Source organism: Streptomyces sp. NRRL B-24085, from assembly GCF_001282115.1.
Taxonomy (GTDB): Bacteria; Actinomycetota; Actinomycetes; order Streptomycetales; family Streptomycetaceae; genus Streptomyces.
Genome location: NZ_LJBR01000312.1, coordinates 18,349 through 37,256, shown reverse-complemented (window position 1 = coordinate 37,256; position 18,908 = coordinate 18,349). Strand labels below are relative to the sequence as shown.

General features: G+C 69.4%; 12 protein-coding genes. 7 read left to right on the top strand and 5 right to left on the bottom strand.

Features of this window, described 5'->3' with window-relative positions; all coding sequences use genetic code 11:
* Positions 1 to 66: 66 nt before the first annotated feature.
* The 4 genes from AOJ26_RS30205 to AOJ26_RS30190 all read left to right on the top strand — a co-directional run bounded on the left by AOJ26_RS30205 (position 67) and on the right by AOJ26_RS30190 (position 6,225).
* Positions 67 to 1,137, top strand: coding sequence for a sugar ABC transporter substrate-binding protein (locus tag AOJ26_RS30205; protein WP_053851540.1), 1,071 nt, complete (start codon positions 67 to 69; stop codon positions 1,135 to 1,137).
* A 20-nt stretch (positions 1,138 to 1,157) separates the two neighbouring features.
* Positions 1,158 to 2,666: a sugar ABC transporter ATP-binding protein gene (locus AOJ26_RS30200; RefSeq protein WP_053851539.1), complete on the top strand. Its 1,509-nt coding sequence runs from the start codon at positions 1,158 to 1,160 to the stop codon at positions 2,664 to 2,666.
* Positions 2,659 to 3,699, top strand: coding sequence for an ABC transporter permease (locus tag AOJ26_RS30195; protein WP_053851538.1), 1,041 nt, complete (start codon positions 2,659 to 2,661; stop codon positions 3,697 to 3,699). The genes AOJ26_RS30200 and AOJ26_RS30195 overlap by 8 nt, the downstream gene beginning before the upstream one ends.
* A gap of 72 nt (positions 3,700 to 3,771) precedes the next feature.
* Positions 3,772 to 6,225, top strand: a complete 2,454-nt coding sequence (locus AOJ26_RS30190) for a glycosyl hydrolase family 95 catalytic domain-containing protein (RefSeq protein ID WP_234358700.1) — start codon at positions 3,772 to 3,774, stop codon at positions 6,223 to 6,225.
* Positions 6,226 to 6,723: 498 nt separating this feature from the next.
* On the opposite strand, the gene AOJ26_RS30185 is transcribed toward AOJ26_RS30190, so the two are convergent.
* The gene (locus tag AOJ26_RS30185) at positions 6,724 to 7,599 is read right to left on the bottom strand and encodes an NAD(P)H-binding protein (protein WP_053851537.1); all 876 of its coding nucleotides are present in this window, start codon (positions 7,597 to 7,599) and stop codon (positions 6,724 to 6,726) included.
* Between the two features lie 126 nt (positions 7,600 to 7,725).
* On the opposite strand from AOJ26_RS30185, the gene AOJ26_RS30180 reads away from it, so the two are divergent.
* Together AOJ26_RS30180 and AOJ26_RS30175 are read left to right on the top strand one after the other, a co-directional pair.
* Entirely contained in the window at positions 7,726 to 8,628 is a 903-nt protein-coding gene (locus AOJ26_RS30180; RefSeq protein WP_053851536.1) for a LysR family transcriptional regulator, read from the top strand.
* 136 nt (positions 8,629 to 8,764) lie between these two features.
* Positions 8,765 to 9,610 carry an RNA polymerase sigma factor SigF gene (locus AOJ26_RS30175; protein ID WP_053851535.1) on the top strand — a complete coding sequence of 282 codons (846 nt, stop codon included), beginning with the start codon at positions 8,765 to 8,767 and terminating at the stop codon, positions 9,608 to 9,610.
* 100 nt (positions 9,611 to 9,710) lie between these two features.
* Here AOJ26_RS30175 and AOJ26_RS30170 read toward each other — a convergent pair whose 3' ends face one another.
* Positions 9,711 to 11,978 carry a M4 family metallopeptidase gene (locus AOJ26_RS30170; protein ID WP_053851534.1) on the bottom strand — a complete coding sequence of 756 codons (2,268 nt, stop codon included), beginning with the start codon at positions 11,976 to 11,978 and terminating at the stop codon, positions 9,711 to 9,713.
* A 387-nt stretch (positions 11,979 to 12,365) separates the two neighbouring features.
* On the opposite strand from AOJ26_RS30170, the gene AOJ26_RS30165 reads away from it, so the two are divergent.
* On the top strand, positions 12,366 to 12,902 hold the full coding sequence (locus AOJ26_RS30165; RefSeq protein ID WP_053851533.1) for a cysteine hydrolase family protein: 537 nt from the start codon (positions 12,366 to 12,368) through the stop codon (positions 12,900 to 12,902).
* Between the two features lie 121 nt (positions 12,903 to 13,023).
* On the opposite strand, the gene AOJ26_RS30160 is transcribed toward AOJ26_RS30165, so the two are convergent.
* The 3 genes from AOJ26_RS30160 to AOJ26_RS30150 form a co-directional block, all read right to left on the bottom strand.
* A complete protein-coding gene (locus tag AOJ26_RS30160) occupies positions 13,024 to 14,331 on the bottom strand; it encodes a ricin-type beta-trefoil lectin domain protein (protein ID WP_053851532.1) in 1,308 nt (435 codons plus the stop codon).
* A gap of 71 nt (positions 14,332 to 14,402) precedes the next feature.
* On the bottom strand, positions 14,403 to 16,385 hold the full coding sequence (locus AOJ26_RS30155) for an alpha-L-fucosidase (RefSeq protein ID WP_053851531.1): 1,983 nt from the start codon (positions 16,383 to 16,385) through the stop codon (positions 14,403 to 14,405).
* 57 nt (positions 16,386 to 16,442) lie between these two features.
* Positions 16,443 to 18,848 carry a ricin-type beta-trefoil lectin domain protein gene (locus tag AOJ26_RS30150; protein WP_053851543.1) on the bottom strand — a complete coding sequence of 802 codons (2,406 nt, stop codon included), beginning with the start codon at positions 18,846 to 18,848 and terminating at the stop codon, positions 16,443 to 16,445.
* Between the last annotated feature and the right edge of the window lie 60 nt (positions 18,849 to 18,908).

The window sequence follows — 18,908 nt, the reverse complement described above, 5'->3', positions numbered from 1 at the left end:
CCCCAAGACCTTCCCCCCTCGGCACCCCATCCGCTTCCCGGCCTTCCCGCACCAAGGAGATGAGCAATGACGCTCAGACACACCCGGTACGCCTGTTTCGGTGCACTCGCCGTCCTCACGGTCTCCGCCCTCACCGCCTGCCAGAGCTCCGGCACGACGGACGGCTCGAACGGCGGCAAGCCCGTGGTGGGCGTCGACTACCCGCGCTCCGACACCGACTTCTGGAACTCGTACATCAAGTACACGCCCCAGTACGCCAAGGAGCTGGGCCTGGACCTGAAGACGACCAACTCCCAGAACGACGTCGCCAAGCTGACCGCGAACGCCCAGACGTTCATCAGCCAGGGCGTCAAGGGAGTGGCCATGGCCCCCCAGGACACCGCGGCCGTCGCGCCCACGCTGGCGCAGATGGAGGCGAAGAAGATCCCCGTCGTCACCGTGGACACCCGCCCCGACACCGGCAAGGTCTACATGGTGGTGCGGGCCGACAACCGCGCGTACGGCGAGAAGGCGTGCCAGTTCCTCGGCACCAAGCTGCACGGCAAGGGCAAGGTCGTCATGCTCCAGGGCGACCTCTCCTCCATCAACGGCCGTGACCGCACCGAGGCGTTCAACGACTGCATGAAGAAGAACTACCCCGGCATCAGGGTCTTCGGCGAGGCCACCAACTGGGACGGTGCCGTCGCCGCCCAGAAGCTCCAGACCGACCTGACCGCCCACCCGGACATCAAGGGCGTCTACATGCAGTCCAGTTTCGCGCTCTCGGGCACGCTCCAGGTGCTCAAGCAGAAGGGCCTGCTGGTCGACCCGAAGGACAAGAAGCACGTCTTCGTCGTGTCCAACGACGGCATCCCCGAGGAGCTCAAGGACATCGGCGGCGGCCAGATCGACGCCACGGTCTCCCAGCCGGCCGACCTCTACGCCAAGTACGCCCTGTACTACCTGAAGGCGGCGATCGACGGGAAGACCTTCAAGCCCGGGAAGACCGACCACGACAGCACCATCATCCAGGTCCGCGACGGAGTGCTCGAGGACCAGCTGTCGGCCCCGCTCGTCACCGCCGACGGCGGCACCTACGGCGGCGTCAGCAGCCTCAAGAGCGACGACAAGTCCCTCTGGGGCAACAACCTCGGCTGACCGGAAGGCGACACGCAGACATGCTCACGGCTCCGCCCGTCGCCGAGGCGGCGGGGATAACGAAGCGGTACGGATCCACGGTCGCGCTCAGCGACGCACGGATCACGATCGCCCCCGGGCAGACACACGCGCTGGTGGGACGCAACGGCGCCGGCAAGTCGACCCTGGTGTCGATCCTCACCGGCCTCCAGGCACCCGACACGGGCACGGTGACCTTCGGCGGCGAACCGGCCCCCCGGCTCGCCGACCGGGACGCGTGGCGACGGCGCGTGGCCTGCGTCTACCAGAAGTCCACGATCATCCCCGAACTGACGGTGGCGGAGAACCTCTTCCTGAACCGTCACGACCGCGGGCCGGGCGGCCTGATCAGCTGGCGCACGCTCCGCCGCAAGGCCGAGGAGCTGCTGCGGACCTGGTCGGTCGACGTGGACGTGCGCACCGCGGCCGGTGAACTCGACGTCGAGCAACGGCAGTTCGTGGAGATCGCCAGGGCGCTCTCCTTCGGTGCCCGCTTCATCATCCTCGACGAGCCCACCGCGCAGCTGGACGCGGCGGCCATCGACCGCCTCTTCGGCCGCATCAGGGACCTCCAGGAACAGGGCGTCACCTTCCTGTTCATCAGTCACCACCTGCAGGAGATCTACGAGATCTGCGACACGGTGACGGTGTTCCGCGACGCCCGGCACATCCTCACCGCCTCCGTCACCGACCTGCCCCGCTCCGAGCTCGTCGCCGCCATGACGGGCGACGCCGCGACGGAGAGCACGGGCAGGCGCCGCGGCCCGGTGGGCACCGCGGTCCCGGCGATCCTCACGGTCGGCGGTGCCTCCCTCGACGGCGCCTACGACGACGTGTCGTTCGGGGTCCGGGGCGGCGAGATCGTGGGTCTGGCCGGCGCGGCGAGCAGTGGCCGCACCGAACTCGCCGAGACCGTGGTGGGGCTGCGCGCCGCCGACACCGGCACCGTGGAGATCGCGGGAGCCAGGCCCCGGCCGGGCAGCGTCCCCGCGGCCCTGAGGGCCGGTGTCGGATTCGTCCCGCAGGACCGCCATCACCAGGGCTACGTACCCGCGATGTCCATCGCGGACAACGCGACCCTGACCATCCCGGAACGGCTCGGCCCGCCCGGGTTCATCGACCGCCGACGCCGCGACGAACTCGCCAAGGACATGATCGACAACCTGGCGATCAAGACACCGGGTCCCGACCTGGAGGTGTCCGGGCTCTCCGGAGGCAACCAGCAGAAGGTCGTCATGGCCCGCGCCCTGGCCAACGACCCCAAGGTGCTGGTGCTCATCAGCCCGACCGCCGGCGTCGACGTGCGGTCCAAGGAGTTCCTCCTCGGCAAGGTCGAGGAGACCGCCGAGTCCGGCACCGGCGTGCTCATCGCCTCCGACGAACTCGACGACCTGCGCATGTGCGACCGGGTGCTGGTGATGTTCCAGGGCCGCGTGGTCGCCGAGAAGCCCAGCGGCTGGCACGACCACGAGCTGGTGGCCGCCATGGAAGGAGTGGACCTCGATGTCTGAGACAGCGGCCGCGACCACCGCGAAGACCCCGCCGGAGGAACAACCGGCCGGCCCGAGGGCGGGAGGGCGCAGGATCGCCTTCGCCCGGCTGCGCGACCTCGCCCTCATTCCCGCGATCATCGTCATCGCGATCGTCGGCCAGATCGTCAACCCGGTGTTCCTCCAGGCCGACAACCTCATCAACGTGCTCCAGACCATGTCCGAGATCGCGGTCCTGGTCCTGGCGCAGACGCTGGTGCTGATCGTGAAGAAGATGGACCTCTCCCTGGAGTCCACGGTCGGGCTCGCCCCCGGCGTCGCCGCCTGGCTCACGGTCCCGGCGGGCGCCACACACGGCCTCGGGCTGCTCCCGGGCGCCTGGTCGGTACCGGTCACCCTCGCCGTCGGCCTGCTGGTCGGCGCGGTCAACGCCCTGTTCATCATCCGGTTCGGCCTCAACGGCTTCATCGTGACCCTGGGCATGCTGATCGTGCTGCGCGGCATCCTCACCGGCATCTCCGGCGGCCAGACCTTCTTCCAGCTGCCACAGTCGATGCTGTACATCGGCACGGCCGAGTGGCTGGGCATGCCCGCCTCGGTGTGGGTCTGCCTCATCCTGTTCGCCGTCGGGATCGTGGTGCTCGGCTTCACCAGCTTCGGCCGCTCCCTCTACGCGATCGGCGGCAACGTCGACGCGGCGAAGGCGGCCGGCATCCGCACCGACCGGGTGCTGTGGATCGTCATCGTCACCGCGAGCCTGCTGGCGGCGCTCAGCGGTCTGATGCTCTCGGGGCGTCTCGCCTCGGTGGCCTCCGCGCAGGGCAACGGCTACATCTTCACGGTGTTCGCCGCGGCCGTCATCGGCGGCATCAGTCTCAACGGTGGCAAAGGCACGATGTTCGGCGCGTTCACCGGCATCCTGCTGCTCTTCCTGATCCAGAACGTCCTCACCCTCGGCGGGGTCCCCGCACAGTGGATCGGCGCCCTCAACGGCGCCATCATCCTGATCGCCCTGGCACTCTCCCGGGTCACCGGGGGCAAGGTCCAGGATTAGCCGGTGGAGGCGACCACCTCCCCGGGTCGCCTCCGCCCTCTGTCTCCACCCTGCTCTCCCGAAGGATCCTGCGTGACGAACCACCCCCTGGACGGCTCCTCGAACGGCTCCGTGGACCCGATCGGCTCCACGGACCCGATCACCGCCGGGACCGCCGCTCCCCCACGGGTCACGCTCCCCGACCGGGGCATCCACGACACCTCCCCCGCCGCCTCCTGGACCGACGGCTTCCTCACTGGCAACGGCGAGCACGGAGCCGTCCTGCACGGGGTGCCGACGCTGGAGAAGGTGGTCCTCAACCACCACCGGCTGGTGCTGCCGAACGGCACCCGCACGCTCGAGCCCCCCGTGCTCTCCGGCCGCCTCGACGGCGTACGGGACAAGGCCCTGGCCGGCGACTACGCCGGCGCGAACAGGGACTTCGCCTCCGGGTGGTCGCTGCACTGGACGCAGACCTACCATCCCGCGTACGAACTCCTCATCAGCACTCCGGGCATGACCACGGTCGACGACTACACCCGGACCACCGACTACCGCACCGGGGAGGTCACTTCCAGCTGGACCGACGAGTACGGCACCTGGACGCGCCGGGCGTTCGTCTCCCGGACCGACAACGTGATCGTCCACGAGCTGATCCCCGCCCCGGGCCGCACGGTCGACACCACGCTGAGCGTCAACACCGCGCTCGACGGTGTCCCCGGCACCGTCGGTTTCACCACCCGCGCCACGGTGAGCGACGGCGACGGCTATCTGAACCTGCGCGGCACCTATCCCGCGGGGCAGGGCGCCTTCGGCTACGAGGGCGTCACGCGTGTCGCGGCGACCGGGGCGAACTCCTCGGTGACCGTCAGCGGCTCCACGATCGTCGTGTCCAGGGCCGCCAGGGTGCTCCTGCTGACCAAGCTGGACCGCTACGAGTCCGCCACCGCCTGGGACTCCGAACCGCTGCACGCCCAGCTGGCCGCGACCGGCACCGACTACGCCGCCCTGCGTTCGGCGCACACCGCGCTCCACACCGAGTTGTACGACCGCTCCCGCCTCGACCTCGACGTCCCCGACGCCGACCGCGGGCTCTCCGTCAGCGAACTCATCGCCCGCCAGAACGCGGACCGGGACGTCATCGACCTCGCGCTGCTCGAGCGGCTGTACGACTCGGGCCGCTACCTCTTCCTCAGTTCCAGCGGGGTCCTGCCGCCCCGCCTCACCGGCATCTGGACGGGCTCCTGGAACGGCGCCTGGGCCGACGACCTCACGACCGACGCCAACATCAACCTCCAGGTCGCGGGCGCCAACATCCTCGACACCACCGAGGTCATGAAAGGTTACTTCGACCTGGTCCTCGGCCAGCTCGCCGACTGGCGCACCAACGCCGCCCACCTCTACGGCGCGCGCGGCTTCCTCGCCCCGTCCCGCACCGACGGCGAGTACGGCCACATGCTCCACTTCGACAACGACTCGTTTCCGGGCCACTGCTGGACCGGCGGCGCCGACTGGTTGCTGTACCCGATGCTGGAGTACTACGAGGTCACCGGCGACAGCGAGTTCCACCGCAGCAAGCTGGCGCCGGCGTTGATGGAACTGGCCCTGTTCTACGAGGACTTCCTGACCCGGAGCGACGCGAACGGCAAGGCCGTCTTCGTGCCGTCCTTCTCCATGGAGAACGCGCCCGGCAACACCGGCGTGTGCCTGTCGGTCAACGCCACCGGCGACATCATGGCCGGCCGGCACGCCCTCCAGGCCGCCGTCGACGCGGCCAACGCGCTGGGCGTGGAGCAGGGCAGCGGACAGGGCGTGTCCCGCTGGACGGCGCTGCTGGCCAAGCTGCCCGACTACCGCGTCAACAGCGACGGCGCGCTCGCCGAATGGTCCTGGCCCACCCTGACCGACCACTACGACCACCGCCATGTCCAGCACCTGTATGGCGCTTGGCCGTTGCACGAGATCAACCCCGAGGAGCAGCCCGCACTCGTCGGTCCGGCGCTCAAGGCCCTGGAGAAGCGCGGTGATCAGAACATCTCCGCCCACGGCAGTCTCCACCGTGCCCTGGCCGCCGCTCGCCTGAAGGACGGCGGCAAGGTCTACGACAACCTGAGGAAGATCATCGGCAACAACATGCTCTTCAGGTCGCTGATGACCTCGCACAATCCCGACCTGGACATCTACAACGCGGACGCCGCGAACGCCCTGCCGGCTGTGCTCGCGGAGGCCCTGATCTACTCCCGGCCCGGAGTGCTGGAAGTCCTGCCGGCCCTGCCCGACCAACTCGCCCAGGGCACCATCACCGGCGTACGCACGCGCGGTGGTATCCGCGTCCACAACTTCAGCTGGGACCTGTCCGCCCGCGCCGCCACGCTCTCCGTCACCTCGGCGGTCGACCAGACCGTCACCCTCATCAGCTGTCGCGGCATGACCTCGGTGACCACGTCGGCGACCGTGGCCGCTTCACCCCTCGGCACCCACGCCCGCAAGATGTCCCTGGCCGCCGGACAACGCACCGACATCACCGTCTCCCTGCCCACCGGCTAGTTCCGGACGGTGAACGGGGCAGCAACGAAGGAAGGCCGAGAAGCCCGGCGTTCCCGGGACTCCGGCGCAGGAACTGCTCGCCGGCGATTCGGTCGCCTGAAGCACGGCGCTGAGCGATCTGCTGCTCTTGGCGGGCGAGTTCGTCACGGACCTGCCGTACTCGGGCCAGGAGTTGTGTGCACTCGGCATCGGGGCCGCGATCACCGAGCGGCTGGCCCGGCAGGGAATGTGTGGGCCGGGACCAGGGCGAGGGGGGTGCGGGTCGTGGCAGTCAGCCCCGGCCCGACCGACACGGCGATGAACACACGGCGGGTCCCGGGCAAGCGCACGCCGGATGCCGTCGCGGACACCGTCATGTCCGCCTTGCACGGCCGGGGCCCGGCGGTCGTCGACGGCCGCCTCAACACTTTCGAGACCTTCGCCTTCGGCCGCCTGCTGCCCGCGTCCGCAGCTGCCCGAATCGCCGAGCGAGCCCTGCGCAAGGCGGCGGTGCGCCGGTCAGGACCGGACGGCCGGCTTCAGGACGTTCTGGCACCACCGGCGGAAGTCGGTGGCGCAGGCCGGGCCGTGGGGTTCGGCGTCGTAGATGCCGTTGTTCTGCGCGTTGACCATGTCGGCCATGTCCCGGGCCAGCGCGGGGCTCATGCCGTGCCGCACCATGCGGACCTGGCAGTCGGCGAGCGGCACCTGCTCGTAGCGCACCGGGCAGCCCAGGGTTTCGGAGATGATCTCAGCCATGCCGTCAGGGGTCAGGTTGTCGGGGCTGGCCAAGGGCATGCGGGCCTGACCGTTCCAGGTGCCGTCCAGCAGAAGGGCTGTTGCCGCGGTGGCCACGTCCTGGGTGGCGACGGTCAGCAGAGGCCGGTCCGCGGTGTTCGCCATAGAGAACACGCCCTGATGTGTGATCGACTCGGCCTGGCGGAGGACGTTCTCCATGAAGAACGGCAGCGCCAGGGCCCGGTACTGCACACCGGTGCTCTCGATCAACTCGTCCATGCCGAGCGCGGCCGAGAGCAGTCCCGCCTCACCCTTGTATCCGTGTCCCAGGGAGGTGACGTACACCATCCGCACCCCCCGGTCGGCGGCTTCCTGGGCTGCCGCCCGGGTGAAGTCCAGGTAGTGGCTCAGGGCCGGACCTGCGTCCCGGAAACCGGCCGGGGGCACGAGCCAGAACAGCCGGTCGGCGTCCTCCAGTGCCCGCGCGATCGTGTCCGCGTCGGCGTGTGAGCCCTGCACCACCTCCGCCCGCGCGTGCACGTGCTCCGGGAGACGGGAGGAGTCGCGGGCGATCACCCGGACGGGCTCACCGCTGTCCAGGACGCGGTCCAGGATCTGTCGGCCGATGTCACCGGTCGGTGTAGTGATCACGATCACGAGTGCCTCCATGCATGGCGGTCGAGGGCAAGCCCCTGAGGGCGTGCCGGACGGTCGCTCTCGAGTGAACCTGGCGCAACAGCGCAGGTGAAGGACCATCTCGATCGCCATTGATACTCTGGAGGTATGAATGATCTGGAGGTGCGGCAGCTCCGCTGCTTCGTCGCGGTGGCGGAGGAACTGCACTTCGGGCGGGCCGCCGACCGACTGGGCATGGCGCAGCCCCCTCTGTCCCGGACGATCCGCAGCCTGGAACGACAGCTCGGCGTGACCCTGTTCGAACGGACCACCCGGCAGGTGAGACTCACCGGCGCCGGAGAGATTCTGCTGCGTGACGCCAGAACCGCGCTGGAGGCGGTCACCGCCGCCGCCCACCGGGCGCGGCACGCCGGCAGCGCCTCGCCCAGGTTGCGCATCGCCCTCAAGGCCGACATCGACGGCGGTCTGCTGCCGCAGATCCTGGACGCCTACAGCACCGACCCCGCGGCCTTGCCCCCGGAACTGGTCCTCGGCGGGTTCGGCGCCCAGCCCCAGGCACTGCGCGATGGCCTCGCCGACGTCGCACTCGTGCTCCGTCCCGTGGACGAACGCGGACTGGACAGCGAGCCGCTGCTGACCGAGCCGGTCCTGGTCGCCATGGCCGCCACCGACCCGCTTGCCGCCCGTACCCGGCTGTGCCGCGCGGACCTGGCCGGCCGCCGCCTCCTCAACGGCGCACCTGCGGATGAGGGCCCCGCCGCGCCGTCGCAGCCCGGTGCGACGGCACCGGCCTCCAACCTGTCGGAGATCTTCAGCCTCGTCGAGACGGGCAGCATCGTGTTCTTCGCGCCCGCCTCGGTCGCCCGCCGCAACCCGCGCCCCGGGATCGCCTACCGGCCGGTCAGCGACCTGCCGGACTGCACACTGGCCGTCGCCTGGCCCCAGGACGCCCGCTCGGCGGCCGTCGCCGCTTTCGTGCGCGCCGCCGTCGCGATCGCAGGCGCCCACCACACCCGAGCAGAGACCCACTTGCACAGTACGACCGCCTGAGCCCCATATTCGTCGATGCAAGGACAGAAAGTGCTGCGGGCAGGCAGGCATGAGCGGCGGATCTGCGGGAAGGCGGCTTCTCGCCAGCCTGTGGCTCCATCAGACAGGCGATCAGATGTCTCGGGAGGGAAGCACCATGGTGGCAGTGAGCGCGGCAAGGACAGAGACTCACGTGAGGGAGCTGCCGGAACTCGCCGACCCGTCCAAGGTCGCGCCCAAGGACGCCCGTGCTCTCACCAAGCTGTTCTTCGACCAGCTCGCCGTACTGGAGGAGGGCACGCCCGAGTACCAGTACGCCCGGAACACGCTGATCGAGATGAACATGTCCCTGGTGCGTTTCGCCGCGGGGCGGTTCCGCAGCCGGGGTCCGGAGGAGATGGAGGACATCGTCCAGGTCGGCATGATCGGCCTGATCAAGGCGATCGACCGCTTCGAACTCACTCGTGAGGTGGAGTTCACCTCCTTCGCCATCCCCTACATCGTGGGCGAGATCAAGCGGTTCTTCCGCGACACCACCTGGGCCGTCCATGTGCCGCGCCGTCTGCAGGAAGCCCGGGTTCAGCTGGCCCGCGCCACCGAAGAACTCCGCAGCCGCCTGGGCCGGACCCCCACGGTCAAGGAACTGTCCGAGCTGATGTGCCTGCCCGAAGCGGAGGTTCTCGAGGCGCGGCTGGCCTCGAACGCCTACAACTCCACCTCGCTGGACGCCACCATCGACGGCACGGAGGACGGCGAGGGCTCACTCGCGGACTTCATCGGCACGGACGACGCGGCACTGGAGCTGGTGGAGGACTTCCACGCGCTGGCCCCCATGATCGCGGAACTCGACGAGCGGGACCGCCGGATCATCCACATGCGGTTCGTCGAGGAACTCACCCAGGCGCAGATCGGCGAGCGCCTCGGCGTCTCGCAGATGCATGTCTCCCGCCTGCTTTCCCGCACCCTCGCCCGACTGCGCGAGGGCATGCTCACCACTCAGTGACACCCGTATCCGCCGGTGCCGGGAGCCATCGCGGCGTACCCGACGGAACGGACGGCGCCGCCCGGATCCCCAGGGACCCGGGCGGCTGTGTGCTGTCAGGTCAGGGTGTCAGTTCCCATCGTGCGATGTACCCGACGTCGATCGACGCCCGGTCCTGTACTCGCAACTTCCAGGTGCCGTTGAGCGGTTGGGCGGAGGCGTCGACCGTGAAGGTCTGGTCGACGTTGTCGGCGGAGCCGCCGCTGCGGTTCAGCAAGGAGTAGACGGTGCCGTTCGGGCCTACGAGGTCGACGGTGAGGTCACCGCGGTAGGTGTGAACGATGTTGACGTACACCTTGGTCGTCGCGGAGGCATTGCCGTCGCGGCCGGCGATGGTCACCGGGGACTCCACGGCGGCGCCGTTGTCGGGGATGTCCACCCGGGTGGAGCCGGCATAGACGTAGGCGATCTGCCATCTGAAGGTGGCCGAGGCGCTCGCTCCGGTGCTGTCGGTCACCGTGACCGTGACCTCCCCCGTGCCGAGGGTGGTCGGGGTGCCGCTGACCAGACCGCTGGGGCTGATGGCCAGGCCGTCGGGCAGGCCGGTGGCCTCATAGGTCAGCGTGGCGTCCGTGTTGGTGGTGTAGGCGTCCACCCGGAGGCTGACGGCCTGGCCGACGCCGCTGGTCCGGTCGGCGATCGGAGCGAGGTTGACGCCGAGGGCGATGCGGCTGCCGACGTTGATGCCGGCCCAGGCGTCGGCGACGGCCAGGTAGGTGGGGCTGTAGGCGCCGAACAGGTCGGCGGCGGCGGACAGGGTGGCGGTGCGGGCGCCGGCGTAGTCGGTCGTCGAGGTCATGTACGTCGTCAGCGCGCGGTACCAGATCGCGGCGGCGTTCTCGATGCCGATGCCGGTGACGGGACGGCCGTCGGAGGTCGGGCTGTCGTAGGAGACGCCGTTGACGGTCTTGGCGCCGCTGCCCTCGGAGAGCAGGTAGAAGAAGTGGTTCGCGGGGCCGGACGAGTAGTGGACGTCGATCCCGCCCAGGCCGGAGCTCCAGCTGTCCCTGGAGTCACCGTCCTTGGAGGGCTTGTCCATGTAACGCAGGGGCGTGCCGTCGCCGTTGATGTCGATCTTCTCGCCGACGAGGTAGTCGCCGGGGTCGGCCGCGAGGTTCTCGTGGAACTCGACGGCGGCGGCGAAGATGTCGGAGGTCGCCTCGTTCAGACCGCCGGACTCGCCCGCGTAGAGCAGGCCCGCGGTGGCGGCGGTGACCCCGTGGCTCATCTCGTGGGCGGCCACGTCGAGCGCCGTGAGCGGGTGGGTGTTGCCCGAGCCGTCGCCGTAGGTCATGCAGAAGCAGGAGTCCTGCCAGAAGGCGTTGACGTAGTTGTTGCCGTAGTGGGCGCGGCTGTAGGCGGCGACACCGTCGTTGCGGATGCCGTTGCGGCCGTAGGCCTCCTTGTAGAAGTCCCAGGTGGCCGCGGCTCCGAAGGCCACGTCGACGCCTGCGGTCTGGCGGCTGGACGGCAGGCCGTTGCCCCAGACATCGTTGTCGTCCGTGAAGAGGGTGCCGGTTCCCGAGGTGCCCTGGTTCAGGTCGTAGGTCTTGTGTCCGGCACGGTCGGGGTCGGTGAGCTGGTACGTCGATCCGGCCTGTGTGGTGCCGAGCGGGACCGTGCCGACGTACTGGCCGGTGCCCTCACCGGTGTGCACCTTCTGCGCGGTCAGGAGTTCCTTGCCACTGACGGCGTCGGTGACGACCTGGAGTTCGCTGGGCGTGCCGTCCCTCTGGACGCCCTTGACGAGGGTCTCCCAGGCCAGGACGGGCTTGCCGCTGCCGGCCCAGATCACCTGCCGGGAGGCGTTCTCCACCTCAGCGCCCTTGACGTGGTCCTTCCTGGACGCCGTGAGAGCCTCGCCGACGGCGTCGGCAGCCGTGATCCGCGGGCTGAGGGTGGGTACCGACAGGCGGGCCGGGTTCGCCTTGGTGACGGTGGTACGGCCGGCGCGGTCGTGGACGACGAGGTCACCGCCCAGGACGGGCAGGCCGGAGAAGGTGCGCTCGTAGCGGGTGTGGGTGGTGCCGTCCGCGTCGGTGAGGACGTCCTTGACGACGAGTTTCTCCTTGGCGCCCAGCCCGATGCGCTGTGCCGTGCCGGCCGCCGCGGACTGGGCCTTCTTCACCAGGGCGGTGCGGCGGGCGGGGGTGAGGGCTACCTGGGCCGCACCGGCCCGGGGGGTGGTCGTGATCTTAGTGCGCCCCGGGTCCGCCGGGGTCGCGCCGGCCGGTGTAGGGGCGGCCACGACGAGCAGGGAGCCGACGGCGGTGAGGACGAGGGCGGCTGCGCGTCTGCGCCGCCCGGGCGCGTGGTGATGCAGGGACAACGGGTTCTCCTTCGGTACGAGGCCGGCCCGTGGTGGGGACCGTGGACGAGACGGATCGGCGGGGTACGCCGCTCCGGAGCGCTGCACGGCATGCGGGTGGAAGGAGGTGGGGGGTGACGGGAACACGACTGGTCGCACGCACTGAACCTGTGAAGGAACTGTGATTTCCCGGAGCAGAGTGACACCGCGTGCCCTCTGTTGTCATGTAAGCATCAATACAACGGCTGGAATTGACCATGACCGTCGGGCAAATCACCCCATGCGGCACCGGTTTTCGGCCGCCGAATGCAGCAGCAGTCCCCGCGTCGCAACCGGGCTTCGGTGACGTGCTCCGACATCAGCCCCGCCGTTCTTGTTCACAATGCGTTCCCTGGGAACCCGGGGGCCATGAGCAAGACCGCATTGATCGTCATCGACATGATCAACACGTACGACCACCAGGACGCGGAACAGCTGCTCTCCTCGGCCCGGAAGGTCGTCCCGGTCCTCGCCGACCTGCTGGAGACGGCACGGTCGAAGGACGTGACGGTGATCTACGTCAACGACAACTTCGGCGAGTGGCGCTCTCATCACGGTGAGCTGCTCCAGCAGGCACTCGCGGGGCCGCACGCCGACCTGGTGGAACCGGTGAAACCGGACCGCTCCTCACTGTTCGTGGTCAAGGCGCGCCACTCGGTGTTCTTCGAGACCCCGCTGTCCTACCTGCTGCGCCAGCAGGACATCGAGCGGCTGGTGCTGTGCGGCCAGGTGACGGAGCAGTGTGTGCTCTACTCCGCCCTCGACGCCCACATCCGCCACTTCGACGTCGTCGTCCCGCGCGACGCGGTCGCCCACATCCACTCCGATCTCGCGGACGCGGCACTGCGCATGATGGAGCGCAACATGGGTGCGCGGGTGTGCGACAGCAGTGAACTGTGGGCCTGAACAGCGTGCCGACGGCTGCGGGCGGACCGTCGGCCTGCCGTGAGCTGCGTCCGCGCTGACCCGCCTGGACAGCAGGTCCTCGGGGCCAGGCCCGTACCGTTGCGGGCCTGGCCCCGGTCCGTCAGCTTTGCAGGCGCCAGCGCTGGTTGGCGCCGCCCGAGCAGCTCCACACCTGGATTTTCGTCCCGTTCGCGGTTCCCTGGCCGCTGGCGTCCAGGCAGAGGCCGGACTGCGCCGCTGTGATCGTGCCGTCGGGGTTGACGTTCCATTGCTGGTCCGTCTGCCCGGTGCAGTCCCAGATCGCCGCCGGGGTGCCGTTGCCCGCACCCTGGCCCACGCCCAGGCACTTGTTGCCGTAGACGACCAGTTGCTTCCCGGTGGTTTGGGTCCACCGCTGGTTGGAGCCGCCGTTGCAGTCCCACAGCTGTGCCTGGGTGCCGTTGGCGGTGGTCGAGTTGTTGATGTCCAGGCAGCGGCCCGACTGCTGGCCGACGATCTGCTGGTTGCCGGACTGCGGTGGCTGGTTCGAGCCGAACTGGGTGAAGAACTGCCACACCGCCGCCGACGTCCAGGTGCGCCAGCCGCTACCGGTGGAGCCGTCCAGGGGACCGGGGTCGTGACCGCCGTCGAACGCGGCCCAGACGACCGGGTATCCGGACCTGCATCCGGAGTAGGTGGTGATGATGTGCGTCAGGCTTCCGTTGGCAGGCTCGGGCGGGTTCTGCGGGGTGCAGCCGTTCGTCCGGACGAAGGTGTCGCGCAACTGCCGTCCCGACGCGATGGGCAGCACGTTGTCCCTGAGGCCGTGCAGCCCCATGTAGGCGATGGGCTGGTTGCCGCCGTTGCAGCCGCTGAGGTTCGCGCCGGAGTAGACCGCTACCGCACGGAAGACCGTCGCCCGCGAGCAGGCGAGTGCGTACGACATCCCGCCGCCGTAGCTGAAGCCGCCGGCGAACACCTGGGTGGTGTCGACGCACAGGCCCGCTTCGATCTGGTTGACCATGGCGTCGACGAAGGCCACGTCCTGGCCGCCGGGGTTGGCCCAGCCGTTGCCGTTGCCCTGGGGGGCGACGAAGATCGTGCCGTTGTTCGCGGCGTCCGCCAGGCGCCTGAGGCCGTAGTAGGACCAGTTGTACCCGTCCGTGCCGCCCGAGTCGACGTCGTTGGCCGTGCCGCCCCGCCAGTGGAAGCCGAAGATCAGCCGGTAGGGCCGGTTGCTGTCGTAGCCCGCCGGGACCCGCAGGATGTAACTGCGGTTCTGGCCGCCGCTCTGAATCGTGTGGTTGCCGCTGGTCAGCGTCGGGGCCTTGCCGCAGCCGGCGCTCGCCGCGGCGGCGGACCTCGTGCTCGGCGCGGGTGCGCCGAGGGCGCTGCTGAACGAGGTGCCCGCGGTGGTCAGGATGAGGAGCAGTGCGGCCGCGAGGGCCATTAAGAGCGGTTTACGTTCCATGCTCTCCTTCTTCCGTCGTGGAGTTCTTGTGTCCTGCGGGGAGCACCGCTTCACACGGCGGTGATGGTCCACGCGTTGTTGCTGCTGGAGTTCGGCGTCCACAGCACCGTGCTGGAGCCGGCCGTGGTGCTGCCGCTGCCGTCCAGGGCGGTGCCGGTGCCCCGGTTGACGATCTGGTAGCGGTTGTCGCCGAGGCTGTTGAGCGACCACTGCTGGTTGTTGCCGCCGTTCCACGCCTGCTGGCGGGCAGGAGCGCCGTTGGCGGAGTTGCCGAAACTGTCGGCGACCATGCCGTTGGTGCGGTTCACGATGCGGTAGTAGCCGTTGCCGAGACCGATCAGCTGCCACTGCAGATTGGTGCTGCCGTCGTAGTTCCACTGCTTGAGGTTGGAACCGGAGGCCACGTTGCCCCCGCTGTCGAGCACCAGTCCGCTGGTCACGTTGGCGATCCTGACCCAGGTCGTGGAGCCGCCGGGCGCGCCCAGGACGGGGATCTCACCGGAGAAGGTGAGCTTGACCGTGTACGCCAGGGCGCTGAAGGGCGGGTTGGACGAGGGCATGGTGAGGTGCAGGCCGGACGCGTCCTGGGTCGGTGCGGGCAGGTTGACGTAGGTGCCGGCGGTGTTGTCGAGCAGTTGGGCGCCGGTCAGACTGCTGAGGTTGATCTGGTTGGAGTTCAGCGTCGTGATGGTCATGGTGCCGCCCTGCCAGCCCAGGGCGGTGGCGTAGAGGACCTTGTTGTCCCGGCTGCGGGTGAACCGGATGTCCTGCGGTTTGCCGGCCACCGGTCCACTGAACGAGCCTCCGCCCATCTTGGTGGGGCCCTCGCCGTGACTGGACCAGGAGCGGGTGGAGTAGACCGCCTCGCCGAAGCGGCCGAGCCAGTCGCCCATGGCGAGCAGGATGGACTGCTGCCCGGAGGGGATGGTGCCGTCGGCCATCGGGGCGATGTTCAGCAGCATGTTGCCGCCCTTGCTGACCCGGTCGATCAGCGAGTGGAGCATGGCTTGCGTGGAGTAGTAGCCGATGCCGACCGTGTAGCACCAGCTGGAGGAGGAGATGCTGTCGTCGGTCAGCCAGTAGGGGGTGAGCAGGCCCGCCGGGCCGCCGCGCTCGAAGTCGAAGACCTCACCCTTGTTGTTGAAGCCGTCCTTGTAGGTCGCGACCACGTCCTTGTTCCAGGCGACGGCCTGGTTGTAGTAGTGCGCGAGGAACTGGAGCCGGTAGGACTCCTGCACCTGGTTCAGGGCGAAGTCCTGCCAGACCAGGTCCGGTTGGTAGCCGTCGACGACCTCGGCCAGCTTGTCGTACCAGAGCTTGTTCTCCGCGGCCGCGCCCTGCTGGCCGTAGAGGATGCGCAGGTTCGGGTCCGACTGGTTCGGCACGTGGTCGTAGAACCCGTTGAAGTGGTAGGCGTGGTGCAGCGAGGCCATGAACTTCAGCCCCTGCCCGCGGATGGCCTGTGCGTGCAGCCCCACCAGGTCCAGCCTGGGGCCGTGCTGGACCGAGTTCCACGGGTTGGAGCGGCTGTTCCACATGGAGAAGCCGTCGTGGTGCTCGGCGACCGGGCCGGCGAACCGGGCGCCCGCGGCCTTGAACAGCCGGGCCCAGGCGTCCGGGTCCCACCTGCCGCCCTGGGAGACCAGCTTGGGGGCGAACTGAACGAAGTTGCCCGCCTTGTCACGGCCGCCGTCGATGAAGTTGCTGTACGGCCAGGCGGAGGGGTCGCCGTAGGTCGCCTTGTGGTGGTTGTTCTCGGCGGAGCCGCCGATGTACATGTTGCGCGGATACCACTCGTTGCCGAAGGCGGGAACGCTGAAGGCGCCCCAGTGGTAGTAGATGCCGAACTTGGCGTCCTGGAACCAGGCCGGGGCCGGGGGGTGCTGGTCCACGGAGGACCAGGTCGGGGTGTAGCTGCTGGGCCCGTCGGTCGCGGCGGCCTCGGGAGCGAACCGCAGCAGGCCGGCGGCCGTCGCCGCGCCGGCCGCGGCCAGCAGTCGGCGTCGGCTGAGCGGCAGGGAGGAGGAAGTCATGTGGGGCCTTTCAGAGGGATCGGGGAGACTCGGGACGTCCGCCCACCGGTCACGGGATCAGTCGCGCGCCCACTTCTGGTTGCTGCTGCCGTTGCAGGTCCACAGCTGCAACAGGGTGCCGTTGGCCGTTCCGGCGCCGGTGGCGTCCAGGCACAGACCTGACTGATCGCCGGTGATCGTGCCGTCGGCGCGGATCGTCCACTTCTGGTTGCCGCCGCCGGTGCAGTCCCAGATGTCCACCTTGGTGCCGGGGCTCGTGCCCTGGCCCGCGGCGTCCAGGCAGGCGTTGCCGTAGACGCGCAGCTCACCCGCGGAGGTGTTCGTCCACTGCTGGTTGCTGCCGCCGTTGCAGTCCCACAGCGCCACCTGGGTGCCGGCCGTGTGCGACTGGTTCGGCACGTCCACGCACCGGCCGGAGCCGACGCCGACGATCGCGCCGGCCGTCCCGGTGTTCCCGCCGCTGCCGGGCGTGATGGACAGGTTGTCGAACTGCGCCGTCTCGCCCTGGCTGGTCCCGTAGCCGATCTGTCCGGCGGCCCAGGTGCCGTCGTTGACGGATCCGACGGTGGCGCCGTCGACGACGGCGGTGATCGTGGTGCCGGAGAAGGTGAGCGCCAGGCTGTGCCACCGATTGGTGCCGAGTGCCGCGGTCCTGCCGCGGGCCAGGGTGGAGACCGTCCCGTTGGTGTTCGAGTTCAGGATCGACCAGGCCCCGGTGTCGCTCACGCGCAGACGGTAGGCGTTCTGCCCTCCGGTGCGGTCGTAGTCGTGGCTGCCCGCGCGGCCGATCAGTTCGACGTATCCGGACTGTTCGAGCAGCACGTCCGACGAGACCGTGTAGTTGCCCCAGCCCACGTCACCGAGCAGGGCGTGCGGGTCGGTCAGCGTGTCCCAGGTGATCGGCTTCTGCGGGCTCATCTGGCGCACGCACTTTCCGCTGCGGCCGCCGGCGCAGCCCACCACCTCGAAGGCACCCTGCCAGTCCATGAGGTACTTCGCCTCGGTGCCGGTGGCGTAGCCGTCGAAGGAGTCGCTGTAGGGCAGTTTCAGCGCACTCCGGGCGGGACCGGTGGCGGTGCCCTTGCCCTGTCCCGTCGTGGTGGTCAGCGTGTACAGGTGGCCGGGCTGGACGGTCAGGCTGAAGCCGCCGCCGGAGGGGGTGATGTCCGCGGCGTGCACGAAGTGCTGGGCCGGGTCGGCGGACCTGACGTCCGTGGACCAGACGTGGACGGTTCCGGCGGACAGTCCCCCGGTGACGTTGAAGTTCAGCGTCTGCGCGCCGGCGGCGTCCATGGTCTCGATGACCGTGGAGTAGTCGGAGTTGTTCGGGGACTTCAGCGAGACGTAGCTGCCGTTGGCACGGTTGCCGCCGATGTAGCCGCTGGAGGCGTCCAGATAGCGCCATCCCGGGCTGGTGAACTGGCTGGTGTGCGCCATCACCCAGGTGTTCTTGCCGACCGAGTACGAGCCGGACCACGGCTGCGCGGCCAGGGCCATGCCCATGGTCGGGTACGGCAGGTTGGGGGTGAGCGCGGCGACCACGGGCCAGTTGAGGTACGCGGTCATGCGTCCGTCGATGTATCCGCGGTTGATGCCGCGGGCCATGGCCTGCGCTCCCCCGTTGTAGTCGTCCGAGCCGTTCTCGCTCGCCCACAGCGACTTGCCGGAGGACATGGCGGCCGCCGGCACCGAGCAGGTGGACTGGGAGGACCGGTAGCCGCAGGGGTAGTGCGTGCCGATGGCGCTCACCGCGGAGGCGAACGCCGGGTTGGAGTTGACGTCGTTGGCCACGGACCAGTCCGAGTCGGCTGCGACGATCTTGACGCTGCCGTAGCCGTTGTTGTTGAGCGCGCTCCGCAGCTGCTGGTACCAGGAGACGTTGTAGCCCCGCTCGTTCCATCCGCCGAGGTAGTCGATGCTCAGCCCGTGCTGCTTGGCGCAGCCCAGCCACGAGACCAGGTAGTTGACCATGTCGGTGGACCAGAAGTTGCCGTTGCCGATCCAGCCCGGGGCGCCCCAGGCAAGCCCGTACAGCTCGATGTTCGGGTTGCGGGCCTTGGCCTGCTCCATCAGCCACCACTCGTAGCCCCGGTCGCAGTTCAGGTCGGAGCGGGTGTGCATGTGGCTGGGCTCGGCTCCGGAGGTGGAGTTGGTGTCCCCGCCGATCTCGGCCTTGAGCATCTGCAGGGAGGCGCCGTAGCCGGGCCGGAACAGGTAGTCGAGGACCTGGCCGCGCTGGGGCTCGGGATAGTCGATCAGGAGTCTGCTGTTGCCGCCTCCCCCGCTGATCGCGCCGACGCCGTCGAAGGTCCGGCCGCCGGACGCGCCGTTGAGGACGACGGAGGTGGCGGCCCGGGCCGGAGCGGCGGCCGTGCCCACGACGCCGCCGGCGGCCAGGACGAGGCCCGCGACCACGGCCGTCGGGACACGCAGGCGCCGTAACAGCCGTGCGATTGCTGACACGATGGGTTCCTTTCGCAGGTCGGGGGTGTCCACGGCCGGTGCGGTCGGCGGACGGTTCAG

Coding starts and splice junctions, on each gene's coding strand:
- AOJ26_RS30205 (WP_053851540.1), top strand. CDS start 67: ATGACGCTCAGACACACCCGGTACGCCTGTTTCGGTGCACTCGCCGTC.
- AOJ26_RS30200 (WP_053851539.1), top strand. CDS start 1,158: ATGCTCACGGCTCCGCCCGTCGCCGAGGCGGCGGGGATAACGAAGCGG.
- AOJ26_RS30195 (WP_053851538.1), top strand. CDS start 2,659: ATGTCTGAGACAGCGGCCGCGACCACCGCGAAGACCCCGCCGGAGGAA.
- AOJ26_RS30180 (WP_053851536.1), top strand. CDS start 7,726: ATGAATGATCTGGAGGTGCGGCAGCTCCGCTGCTTCGTCGCGGTGGCG.
- AOJ26_RS30175 (WP_053851535.1), top strand. CDS start 8,765: ATGGTGGCAGTGAGCGCGGCAAGGACAGAGACTCACGTGAGGGAGCTG.
- AOJ26_RS30165 (WP_053851533.1), top strand. CDS start 12,366: ATGAGCAAGACCGCATTGATCGTCATCGACATGATCAACACGTACGAC.
- AOJ26_RS30160 (WP_053851532.1), bottom strand. CDS start 14,331: ATGGCCCTCGCGGCCGCACTGCTCCTCATCCTGACCACCGCGGGCACC.
- AOJ26_RS30155 (WP_053851531.1), bottom strand. CDS start 16,385: ATGACTTCCTCCTCCCTGCCGCTCAGCCGACGCCGACTGCTGGCCGCG.